The organism is Bacillus sp. RO1, assembly GCF_012524115.1.
In the GTDB taxonomy this organism is placed as follows: domain Bacteria; phylum Bacillota; class Bacilli; order Bacillales; family Bacillaceae_I; genus Sutcliffiella_A.
This window is the reverse complement of the sequence record NZ_JAAZWB010000078.1, coordinates 41,846-54,226: the sequence shown is the minus strand read 5'-3', so window position 1 is coordinate 54,226 and position 12,381 is coordinate 41,846. Positions and strand designations below refer to the sequence as shown.

The 12,381-nt window shown below is 40.3% G+C and carries 9 protein-coding genes; 8 read left to right on the top strand and 1 reads right to left on the bottom strand.

What is annotated here, in order from left to right:
* Positions 1-86 precede the first annotated feature (86 nt).
* Positions 87-1,052 (top strand): NAD(P)-dependent alcohol dehydrogenase, encoded by a 966-nt coding sequence (locus HC179_RS12865; protein ID WP_168864665.1) that lies wholly within the window; start codon positions 87-89, stop codon positions 1,050-1,052.
* Positions 1,053-1,114: 62 nt separating this feature from the next.
* Here the strand turns inward: HC179_RS12865 and HC179_RS12860 are convergent, their stop codons facing one another.
* Entirely contained in the window at positions 1,115-1,543 is a 429-nt protein-coding gene (locus HC179_RS12860) for a hypothetical protein (RefSeq protein WP_168864664.1), read from the bottom strand.
* 199 nt (positions 1,544-1,742) lie between these two features.
* Here HC179_RS12860 and HC179_RS12855 point away from each other — a divergent pair, with 199 nt between their 5' ends.
* The 7 genes from HC179_RS12855 (at position 1,743) to HC179_RS12825 (ending at position 12,330) form a co-directional block, all read left to right on the top strand.
* Positions 1,743-3,605 carry a methylmalonyl-CoA mutase family protein gene (locus HC179_RS12855; protein ID WP_168864663.1) on the top strand — a complete coding sequence of 621 codons (1,863 nt, stop codon included), beginning with the start codon at positions 1,743-1,745 and terminating at the stop codon, positions 3,603-3,605.
* Positions 3,595-5,772, top strand: a complete 2,178-nt coding sequence (gene scpA, locus HC179_RS12850; RefSeq protein WP_168864662.1) for a methylmalonyl-CoA mutase — start codon at positions 3,595-3,597, stop codon at positions 5,770-5,772. The genes HC179_RS12855 and scpA overlap by 11 nt, the downstream gene beginning before the upstream one ends.
* Positions 5,765-6,784 (top strand): methylmalonyl Co-A mutase-associated GTPase MeaB, encoded by a 1,020-nt coding sequence (meaB, locus tag HC179_RS12845; RefSeq protein ID WP_168864661.1) that lies wholly within the window; start codon positions 5,765-5,767, stop codon positions 6,782-6,784. The genes scpA and meaB overlap by 8 nt, the downstream gene beginning before the upstream one ends.
* A 180-nt stretch (positions 6,785-6,964) precedes the next feature.
* Positions 6,965-7,402 carry a BrxA/BrxB family bacilliredoxin gene (locus tag HC179_RS12840; RefSeq protein ID WP_010194943.1) on the top strand — a complete coding sequence of 146 codons (438 nt, stop codon included), beginning with the start codon at positions 6,965-6,967 and terminating at the stop codon, positions 7,400-7,402.
* Between the two features lie 853 nt (positions 7,403-8,255).
* The gene (locus HC179_RS12835; protein WP_168864660.1) at positions 8,256-9,770 is read left to right on the top strand and encodes a glycosyl hydrolase family 18 protein; all 1,515 of its coding nucleotides are present in this window, start codon (positions 8,256-8,258) and stop codon (positions 9,768-9,770) included.
* Positions 9,771-10,107: 337 nt separating this feature from the next.
* Positions 10,108-11,658 carry an alpha-amylase gene (gene amyS, locus HC179_RS12830; protein ID WP_168864659.1) on the top strand — a complete coding sequence of 517 codons (1,551 nt, stop codon included), beginning with the start codon at positions 10,108-10,110 and terminating at the stop codon, positions 11,656-11,658.
* 27 nt (positions 11,659-11,685) lie between these two features.
* Positions 11,686-12,330, top strand: a complete 645-nt coding sequence (locus tag HC179_RS12825; RefSeq protein ID WP_168864658.1) for a hypothetical protein — start codon at positions 11,686-11,688, stop codon at positions 12,328-12,330.
* The last annotated feature ends 51 nt before the right edge of the window (positions 12,331-12,381 follow it).

Sequence of the window (12,381 nt, the reverse complement as noted above, 5' to 3'; positions counted from 1 at the left end):
TCTACAGACTGTTGGACGTATTTACTGGTGGACCAACATACAATGGTTGCAGGCAAATAAATAACTATATTCAGGGGAGGCAGTCCATGAAAGCTGTTGTGTATACCAAATATGGTCCACCAGAGGTACTTCAATTAAAAGAGGTCGATAAACCAGTTCCAAAAGATAATGAAATTCTAATAAAAGTAGTGGCGACAGCTGTTAATGCAGCAGATTGGCGAATAAGAAAGGCGGATCCGGTTGCAGTGAAATTGTTCTTTGGACTGACTCGTCCAAAGAAGTCCATTCTAGGTGGAGTTCTGGCAGGAATAGTTGAGTCAGTTGGAAGTAAAGTAACTCGGTTTAAGGTAGGGGACCAGGTTTTTGGATCTACAGGGATGAGCTTTGGTGCTTACGCAGAATATGTATGTCTTGCAGAAAATGGAGTTGTCGTATTAAAACCACACAATCTAAGCTATGTAGAAGCGGCCACTGTTCCGTTTGGAGGGCACACTGCTATTCATTTTCTAAGAAAAGCAAATATCCAACCTCACCAAAAAGTTCTCATTTACGGGGCATCAGGTGCAGTCGGTACAGCAGCCATTCAACTAGCCAAAATATACGGTGCTGAGGTTACAGGGGTATGTAGCACAACTAATGTCGAAATGGTGAAGTCTTTAGGGGCAGATAAAGTAATTGACTATACCAAAGAGGAACTCGGTGAAGAAATCTATGATGTCATTTTTGATACAGTAGGGAAAATTCCTTATCAAGCAATCAAGAAAACGCTTAAGAAAAAAGGAACGTGGATTCTTGGCGCAGCAGGAGTTACTCAGATGGTGCAGGGATACTGGAGTGGCATGTCACGTGGCTATAAAATAATATCAGGTGTTGCATTGGAAAAAGAAGACGATATTAAATTCCTGAAAGAACTGATTGAAAAAGGCAAGTATAAAGCAGTTATCGATAAAAGCTACCCGATGGAACAATTATCAGTTGCTCACACCTATGTAGAAAAGGGGCACAAGAAAGGCAATGTTGGGGTTATTATCGACGAAACCTACGATCAATAAGTAAATAAAAAGGGTATAGGAAACCGCTATGTTTCCTACACCCTTTTTGTCAGATATTTAGTTTATCTGTTCGTCAAAAACATCCCATCCAACTCCCGCATCTTATCATAAGCCTCTAACAAATTTTCAGGTACAACCTTCCTTCCAAACACCCATGCATTTTTTTCAATTTGTCGCATCAAGATTTCTTTTTCATCTTCTCCTCCATACATCAATATCCTCAAGTCATGCTTGTTTTTCTTAAAATCCAGGTAATAGCCGATTTCATGGAAGAGCATGAGTTTCACAAAGTTTTCATCTGATTCTCTAATTTTATTATTTATTTTGGCTTTGTACCCATTAATCTGCAAATAATTGAATTTGATTGTATTGGTGGAAATGTTAAAACTCATTGGTGCTTTCAAGTTATTGTCAAATTCAAAATTAATATCTAAACCAAGTTCCTCTAATGTTTCATTGATTATGCTTTCAATATTCCATATGTATAACATCGTTACAAATCACTACCTTTTTATGAAACTATCATTTATATAGTAAGTATAGTTTTTTTGCCGAGTGAATACTACCGAAAAATAAGTAATTCCAATGCTTTCTTTATTTGCCGTGCCCTCATAACTATATTAAAATAAATATATGAACTTTTGAAAAATTTAAATTTGTAAGCGATTACGCTATTAAGGGGACGAGGGGATGAAGATGAGTAGATTAAAAGACATGAAAAACAATAGTTTCCCGAAAGTGACAATGGAAGAATGGGCTGAACAGGCAGAAAAAGCGTTAAAGGGGAAGCCTGTATCCAAGTTAAACACCGTTACATATGAAGGCATTACACGTAAACCGGTATATACTGAAGACGATAGAAATAATGCATCCAAACAATTAATAGAGAAGTCTGATTGGGCAGTCAGCCAGCAATTATATGGATCTAATTCATTTGCGGAATTAAATGCTCAACTGAAAATGGAACTAGAAAACGGCTTGCAATCCATTCAATTTGCCACTTTTCCATCAACAGATGCTAAAGCATTATTAATAAAAGACCAAACGGACCTAAGGACATTATTAAATAATATTTCATTAAATGATATAACACTCCAAGTACATGCAGGCCCCAGTGCAACAACGTTCATCAATGCGTTAATAGATAGCGAGTTGGAAACGAAGAGTTTGCAAGGGATTATTGGAGCTGATCCAATTGGCGAGCTTGCAGCAACAGGATCATTGAATCAGCCATTGGAGCAGTATTATGATGAAATGAAATCCAATATCGAATGGAAGGAAAACAATGCTCCAGGACTTCAAACAGTGTGGGTGCAGTCCAATGCTTACCACAACGGGGGCGCCAATGCCGTACAGGAGCTCGCAACTGTTATGGCAACAGCAGTAGAATACATACAGGCGCTTATGAACAGAGGGATTTCCTTTGAAGATGCTTCCAAGGAAATTGCATTTACTTTCCCTGTTGGAAGTGATTTTTTCATGGAACTTAGCAAGCTGAGAGCGGCAAGAGTGTTATGGGCAAATATCATGGAGGCTTTTGGAGGGGATGAAAAAGCACAGCCGATGACAGTGCATGCAACAACCTCCATATTCACAAAGTCAAATTTGGATCCGTATGTCAATATGCTGCGGACAACAACAGAGGCATTCTCTGCAGCCGTTGGGGGAGCAGATAGTATGAATGTAGACAGCTACCAGCAAGATTCGGACGCATTCTCACGAAGAATCGCCAGAAATACTCACTATATCTTAAAAGAAGAGAGCTTTTTAAATAAAATCGTGGATCCAGCAGCAGGCTCATTTTATGTCGAAAAGCTAACAAATCAATTAGCTGATGAGGCATGGAAGTTGTTTCAGGAGCTAGATAAGCTTGGGGGAATAATGGAAGCTCTGCGAACGAATTTCCTTCAAGACCGCATTGCCGTGGTAAAAGAAAAGCGACTTAAGGATGTCCAAAGCAGGAAAAAAGTGTTGGTCGGTATCAATATGTTTGCCAATCTTCAAGAGGAGTTAAAGTGGCAAATAAGCACAAAACGTGTGAAAGAAAATGAGCATGCTCCAGAAAAAATACAGGCCATGCAACCCCTAAGGCTTTCTGAAGCCTTTGAAAGTTTGCGATACCAAGCGAAGTTGTATCAGGAAAAACAGGGGACATCACCAAAAGTTACCTTGATTAACCTTGGTACATTAGCATCACACAAGCCACGAACTGACTTCGCCTCAGGCTTTTTCCAGGTAGGTGGTCTTCAGCCTGTAGTTAGCCCAAGCTTTGAAAATGTTAAAGAAATCGTCGAGTGGTTATCTAATCAAAACATAACTGGATATGTATGTATTTGCGGCAGTGATGACACTTACGAAGAGTTTTTGAATGCAGCGGTTATGGCTATTAATACGCCTAAACGAAAAGTATTGGTTGCAGGCTTGCCTGAAGCTGGACGCCAAAAAGAGCTGCAGGAAGTAGGAGTTAGTAATTTTATCCATATGCGCTCCAACTGTTATGAGCAATTAGTAATGATACACCAAGAAATGGGGTTGACAGACAATGAAGCCTGATTTTTCAACGAGAATACTGAACAAGCAAACCATAGCTACACGAGTGCCGCTGTCCAATGAAGCGGTGGAAGAACTGTTTTATGAAACAAATGAACAGATTAAATTGAAGGTTAATTACACACAGGCGGATTTGGAGGGAGCCAATCACTTGGGAACTCTTCCTGGTATTGCCCCGTATGTCCGTGGACCTTACCCAACGATGTATGTTAACCGTCCATGGACGATCCGTCAGTATGCTGGTTTCTCGACAGCGGAAGAGAGTAATGCATTCTACAGAAGAAACTTGGAAATGGGGCAAAAAGGGTTATCGGTTGCCTTTGACCTTGCTACACATCGTGGCTATGATTCCGATCACCCACGAGTAGAGGGGGATGTTGGAAAAGCTGGTGTAGCCATTGATTCCATTCTCGATATGAAGGTTCTTTTTGATGGAATTCCATTGGATAAAATGTCTGTCTCGATGACGATGAATGGCGCGGTACTGCCGATTATGGCTTTTTACATCGTTACTGCTGAGGAACAAGGGGTAAGTCCAGAGAAACTTTCAGGGACTATTCAGAATGATATTTTAAAAGAATATATGGTTCGTAATACGTATATTTATCCTCCTGAGATGTCTATGCGAATTATTGGTGATATTTTTGCATACACGTCCCAGCATATGCCGAAGTTCAATAGTATCAGTATTTCGGGTTATCATATGCAAGAAGCAGGAGCACCGGCGGATATTGAGCTTGCCTATACGCTTGCAGACGGTCTGGAATATGTGAGAACAGGATTGGAAGCTGGCATTGATATTGATAAATTTGCGCCAAGACTATCATTCTTCTGGGCAATAGGTATGAACTTTTTCATGGAAGTAGCAAAAATGCGTGCCGCTCGATTTATATGGGCTAAAATGATGAAGGAATTCGCACCACAAAATCCGAAGTCGATGGCTTTAAGGACCCATTCACAAACGTCTGGATGGAGTTTAACAGAACAGGATCCATTTAATAATGTGACGCGTACCTGCATTGAGGCATTGGCGGCTGCCAATGGGCATACACAATCCTTGCACACCAACGCATTAGATGAAGCCATTGCATTGCCAACGGACTTTTCCGCCCGTATCGCTCGTAATACGCAGTTGTATTTGCAGGAGGAAACGGAGATAACCAAAGTAATTGATCCTTGGGCTGGTTCTTACTATGTAGAAACCTTGACGAAGGAATTGATTGATAAAGCTTGGGCTCATATTGAAGAAATAGAAGAGCTTGGTGGCATGGCAAAAGCGATTGAAACTGGATTACCGAAGATGAGAATTGAAGAGGCATCTGCACGTCGTCAAGCAAAAATCGATTCAGGCAAAGAATCCATTATTGGTGTGAACAAATTCCGTTTGGAAAAAGAAGATATGGCAATAGATGTATTGGATATTGATAATGCAGAGGTTCGTAAAAAGCAAATCCTTCGTTTGCAAGAGCTTCGTGAAAACAGAGATGAAACGGAAGTTATTTCTGCTCTAGAAGCACTGACAGATGCGGCTCGCACAGGGAAAGGCAATCTGCTGGAACTAGCCGTGGACGCTGCCCGTGCTCGAGCAAGTCTAGGAGAGATTTCAGATGCTATTGAAAAGGTAGCTAATCGCCATCGTGCTGTTATCCGCTCTATCAGCGGCGTGTACAGCAGTGAATTCTCCAATGAGGAGGAGATGAAGGCTGTGAAGGATAAAATTGAAGAGTTCCTTGAACTTGAAGGAAGAAGACCAAGGATCATGATTGCGAAAATGGGACAGGACGGTCATGACCGAGGGGCAAAAGTCATCTCAACTGCGTTCGCCGACCTTGGGTTCGATGTAGATATCGGACCTCTTTTCCAAACACCTGCAGAAACAGCGCTGCAAGCAGTGGAAAATGACGTGCATGTTATTGGAATCAGTTCCCTTGCTGCGGGGCATAAAACACTCCTTCCACAACTCGTGGAGGAGCTGAAAAAATTGAACCGTGAAGACATCATCGTTGTAATTGGTGGGGTAATCCCAGCACAGGATTATGAATTCCTATATAGCAATGGTGCATCCGCCATCTTCGGACCTGGAACGGTTATCCCTCGTGCCGCCGAAAAAGTTCTAGAGGAAATCTACGAACGCCTTGGCTATGAAGAAGTGGAAGAGACGCATGAGTAAAGAGCGTAAACCTAGAAAAAAGGTGCTCAAAAAAGAGGAGCGGAGTACAGTGGATATCATAGCTGGTATCCATGCAGGAGTCCGCTCTGACCTCGCTCAAGCCATCACGCTCGTGGAAAGCAATGCAACACGACATTTTCATAAAAGCCAAGAGATTATACAAGAGATCATGCCTTCGACTGGTCGCTCTGTCCGCATCGGGATTAGCGGCGTTCCAGGTGCTGGTAAGAGTACCTTTATAGAAGCGTTTGGGTTGTATTTGTGCGAGCAGGGTCATAAAGTCGCTGTGCTTGCAGTCGACCCTAGCAGTTCCAAGACAGGTGGAAGTATCCTTGGGGACAAAACGAGGATGGAGCAGCTTGCAAGACACCCCCAAGCGTTTATCCGTCCTTCTCCTTCAAGCGGTACGTTAGGTGGCGTACATCGCAAAACCCGAGAAAGCATTCTTCTGTGTGAAGCAGCCGGCTATGATGTGATTTTAGTGGAGACTGTTGGAGTCGGTCAGAGCGAAGCCATAGTGAGAGATATGGTCGATTTCTTTTTACTGCTTGTTCTAACGGGTGCAGGTGATGAGCTGCAAGGAATGAAAAAGGGCATAATGGAGCTTGTTGATGCGATTGTCGTTAACAAAGCGGATGGAGATAATAAAGCAAGAGCGGTGAAAACTGCTCATGAGTACAGACAAATCCTTCATTTCTTGCAGCCTGCAACAGAAGGATGGGAAACGAAGACGGTTACTTGTTCGGCTTTGAATAATGTGAATGTTGATAAGACGTGGAAGATTATTCAGGAGTTTATGGATTGTACTAAAAAGACAGGAGTTTTTGAAGAACGCAGGAATTCTCAAAAGAAGACTTGGTTTTATACTTCATTGAAGGATCAAATTGAGCGGATGTTTTTTGAAGATGAATTAGTAAAAAAACAGATACCCCTGCTAGAGAAGCAAGTTGGAGACGATGAAATATCTGTATCTTTGGCTGTGGAGAAGTTAGTTGGAAGTTACAGAAAATAATTAGTGGGCAAAAAAAGGAAAGTGAGCATATCACTTTCCTTCAACTAGGGAGTATAGGGGTATGGATATCTGGATGTTAAGGATATAATACCCGCCAAATTAGAAAATAAACCTTTTTTGTTTTTTTATTTGAAAAAAATTGGTATGATAAGAGTAGTTTAAAACTTGAGGTGATACAACATGAATATCGATTTTAATATGTTTATGAATGATGTTGTTCGTACTGCCAGAGAAGAAATGGATAACGCTGGCTATGAGCAACTTAGAACAGTAGAAGATGTAGAAGAAGCATTTGCTCGTAAAGGGACGACACTTGTAATGGTCAACTCTGTTTGTGGTTGTGCCGGCGGTATTGCACGTCCAGCTGCAACTCATGCGGTGCATTATGACAAGCGTCCAACACATTTGGTTACTGTATTTGCTGGTCAAGATAAAGAAGCGACAGAGAAAGCACGCGAATATTTCGAAGGTTATCCACCATCCTCTCCTTCTTTTGCCTTATTGAAGGACGGCAAGATTGTAACGATGGTAGAAAGACACGAAATTGAAGGTCATGCACCAATGTCTGTTATCACAAAGCTTCAAGGGTATTTCGAAGAGCATTGTGAAGAGCTATAAGAAATAATTAGAAGAGTGCCGGTTCCTTTTTATGGGACCGGTATTTTTTATTGTTTAAAAGAAGTTAAATTCATTGCATTATAGAATAATCGTTAGGGTATCGTCGTTATGAAGACCTCAGTGACGAAGAAAAAAGAGAAGAGAGGTCTTCATAAGGGGGATGAAGACTTCAGTGACGAGGAAAAAGGAGAAGAGGGGTCTTCATTGGGGTGATGAAGACCTCAGTGACGAAGAAAAAAGAGAAGAGAGGTCTTCATAAGGGGGATGAAGACTTCAGTGACGAGGGAAAAGGAGAAGAGGGGTCTTCATTGGGGTGAAGACCTCAGTGACGAAGAAAAAAGAGAAGAGAGGTCTTCATAAGGGGGATGAAGACTTCAGTGACGAGGAAAAAGGAGAAGAGGGGTCTTCATTGAGGTGATGAAGACCTCAGTGACGAAGAAAAAAGAGAAGAGAGGTCTTCATAAGGGGGGATGAAGGCTTCAGTGACGAGGAAAAAAGGAGAAGAGGGGTCTTCATTGGGGTGATGAAGACCTCAGTGACGAAGAAAAAAGAGAAGAGAGGTCTTCATAAGGGGGATGAAGACTTCGGAGACGAGGAAAAAGGAGAAGAGAGTTCCTCATAGAGGAGATAAAGAGCTTGGTGACAATGAATAATATTGGATCAGGCAAGAATGAGGCGTAAGGGCAAGATCCGGCCAATATTTCAAAGCATCTGAGACCTTGATTCCATTTTGGCGTTTACAGAAGGTAAGTGATTTTTGTTGTAGCTTAGAGCTAATATTTACCGCTACATCCTCCACCATTAGCATATTACAATAATAGTTAGGCAGTTTAATAGGAGGAAGTTACAGAGCATGCAACTTAGACGGAAACTTACGCTATATTTATTGGCTCTACTGGTTTTTATGAGTGCCATAGCTATATATTTAGTATATTCTACAAAGTCGGTCCCTACTAATTCGACTACAGAAAAGAAACCGGAAGTCGTGGAAGAAACAGAAGATTTTCCACCTGAGATTATTAATTTTACCCATACTTCTTCAGATGAGAAGGAAGATTCTGTAGTAAGTGGGGATGTAGAACTACAGATAGAAGCCAAAGATGACAACGAAATTAGTAAAGTTGAATTTTATTCTAGCAATGGAGACTACTTAATTGGCGAAAAGACTGAAACGCCATACACTATTAATTGGGCCACCGATCCTTGGGTGGAAAATGGTGAGCAGATACTGAAAGCAATTGTGTATGATAGCGCCGGACATAAGGCGGAAGCAACGAAAAAGGTAACAGTAGATAATAAAGAAGAGAAAGCGGACTACAAAATGGTCGGTTATTATGCTGGTTGGTCCAGTTATTCTGGATTTAACGTGGTCAACATTGATGCTAGTAAACTGACACATATAAACTATGCATTTGCTAATATATCAGCCGATGGAGAAATAGTTGTGGGAGACCCTGCAATTGACCATGAAAACTTCAAGGACTTGCAACAGCTAAAGGAACAGCACCCTCATCTAAAAACAATGATTTCTGTGGGAGGTTGGACTTGGTCTAAGAAATTTTCCGACGCAGCGGCTTCAGAAATTTCAAGAGCAAGATTTGCAGAAAGTGTGCGACGATTTATTTTGGAAAATGGTTTTGATGGGGTGGATTTGGATTGGGAGTACCCGGTGAGTGGGGGACATCCTGATAATGTAAACCGCCCGGAGGATAAACGTAATTACACCCTTTTACTTAAAACGATCAGGGAAACCTTGAACGACCAAGAACAAAAGGATGGCAAGGAGTATTTGCTAACAATCGCAGCAGGGGCGAGTGGATCACATGCTGCCAACATGGAATTAGCAGAGCTGCATCAATATGTTGATTATATTCAATTGATGACCTATGACATCAATGGGGAATGGGATGAGTTAACCGGTTTGAATGCGCCATTGTATCAGGATCCTAATAGTAAGTTCAGTTGGCAGTGGAGTGTAAAGGATGGTATAATAACCTATTTGAAAAGCGGTGTCCCTGCAAATAAGCTGGTAATGGGATTGCCTTTTTACGGGAGGGTGTTCCATAATGCTGATTCTGCTAATAACGGACTGTATCAGTCGTTTAATGGGGGTACATCGTTTAGCTATGCCAAGCTTGAATCGGATTACATTAATAAGAACGGATTTAAGCGTTACTGGTTGGAAGATACGGAAGTACCGATTCTTTATGATGGCAATACGTTTATTAGTTATGATGATGAAGAGTCGATAGTGAAGAAGACCAAATTTCTGAAAGATAATGGACTAGGTGGAGCGATGGTTTGGGAACTAAGTCAGGATCCTGAGAGAGTATTATTGGAACGAATTTATACAGAATTGAATAGATAGAGATAGAAAATTAAATCTTAAATAAATCGAAGCTATATTATTCATCACTAAAAACGCTCATAAGGAGCGTTTTTTTATTGTGAAAAATTCTGGTTTATACATTTTATAATAAAGTAAGGATAACTAATAGGAATAAAGATTCAATATTTTCGGAATAAAAAGAAAACGGTTGCATGTATGAAAATCATCATGTTAATATAAATTTGAAATGGACAACTATGAAACATATACCAATGTTTGCACATTGAAAAAATAGATAGTTGGGGAGTGATATTAAAAGAGACTTATTTTTTTGGATTTTTATGAAAGCGTTTGCACAAAAAGGGAGGGGTATGTTATGAAATTCGAGAATCGAATTGTAAGTTTTGTATTAACAATATTGTTAGCTGTAGCGGTGCTGATTCCGTATACATCTGAACCAGCGAAAGCTCATCATAATGGGACAAATGGAACTTTGATGCAATATTTCGAATGGTATTTACCAAACGATGGAAATCATTGGAACAGGTTAAGAGATGACGCAGCAAACTTAAAGAGTAAAGGTATAACAGCTGTATGGATTCCACCTGCTTGGAAGGGGACTTCCCAAAATGATGTAGGTTATGGAGCCTATGATTTATATGATCTAGGAGAGTTTAACCAAAAAGGTACCATTCGTACAAAATATGGAACACGCAGCCAGCTTCAGTCCGCAGTGACATCTTTAAAAAATCAAGGTATTCAGGTATATGGTGATGTCGTCATGAATCATAAAGGTGCAGCAGATGGTACGGAAATGGTAAGTGCAGTGGAAGTGAACCGCAGCAACCGAAATCAGGAAATCTCAGGAGAGTATGCAATTGAAGCTTGGACGAAGTTTGATTTTACTGGAAGAGGAAATACGCATTCTAGCTTTAAATGGCGATGGTATCATTTTGATGGGACAGATTGGGATCAGTCACGTCAGCTTCAGAACAAGATTTATAAGTTTAGGGGAACAGGCAAGGCATGGGATTGGGAAGTCGATACAGAGAATGGCAACTATGACTATCTTATGTATGCAGACGTTGATATGGATCACCCTGAAGTAATTAATGAACTTAGAAGCTGGGGAGTTTGGTATACCAATTCTCTAAATCTTGATGGATTTAGAATTGATGCAGTGAAACATATAAAATATAGCTTTACGAGAGATTGGCTTACACATGTTCGTAACACCACAGGCAAACCAATGTTTGCAGTTGCAGAGTTTTGGAAAAATGACCTTGGCGCAATTGAAAACTATTTGAATAAAACAAGCTGGAACCACTCGGTATTTGATGTCCCTCTTCACTATAATTTGTACAATGCATCTAACAGCGGTGGATATTATGATATGAGAAATATTCTAAATGGTTCTGTCATGCAAAAGCATCCTACACATGCGGTCACATTTGTTGATAATCATGATTCCCAGCCTGGACAAGCATTGGAATCCTTTGTTCAGTCATGGTTTAAACCACTAGCATATGCTTTAATCCTGACGAGGGAACAAGGTTACCCTTCCGTTTTTTATGGAGATTACTATGGTATCCCGACCAGTGGTGTTACCTCATTGAAAACAAAAATAGACCCGCTTTTACAGGCGCGTCAAACCTATGCGTATGGAATACAGCATGACTATTTTGATCATCAAGATATTATCGGATGGACAAGAGAGGGCGACAGTTCCCATCCAAATTCAGGACTTGCCACCATTATGTCAGATGGTCCCGGTGGTTATAAATGGATGTATGTCGGTAAAAATAAAGCAGGACAAGTTTGGAGAGATATTACAGGGAATAAAACCGGCACCGTAACAATAAACGCAGATGGATGGGGGAATTTCTCTGTTAACGGAGGGTCTGTTTCTGTTTGGGTGAAGCAATAACTGTTCTTCTGGGGGATGATTAATTAAATGAAAATTGCGCTGCTACATGCGGAAATTAGTGATCTATCATATCACATGTATAAATTAGAGGCGTATGCAACCGTCCCTATTAGCACAATGGATAATAAAGAACCTATGATGAACTATTCAATAGGTGCTAACTTTGACAAAGTCCATAGTACGAATGTAACGGTAATGGGTAATCAAAGAGTTATCAAGTTTGATATCTTGCTAACGAAACAGTCTGGATTATTAGCAGAAGGGCTTACTTTTCAATTAAGTCTTTCTTCTTCCTATATAACAGATGATTATCATATTGGAGGAAGCTTTGGAGATATTGTTCTTGAAGAATCAATAATTAAACATCATTTACTATATTTACAACACCTAAAACTAACAGGATCAATATTGATAAAACCTTCGTATAACAAGAGAAGTGTTCGATTTGTATGTTTTAATGAGAGCCACTCACTAATTAGTGAAGCGAGGTTTAAAGAGTACATTCCATATAGCAAGATAGAACTTTGGGAATATACCGTTAATTTAAACGAAGAAAGCCTAACAGACGATTTGTTTTTCTATGTAGAGCTAATAGGCGAAAACATTTCTTACAAGGATAATAATTTCCAAAAATTTTACAAGTTGTGGGAACAAGTACCTCGTCTCACATAAGCTACTAAAGAAGCTACAAAACCAGTGAATAGGGTTTTGTGGCTTTTATTT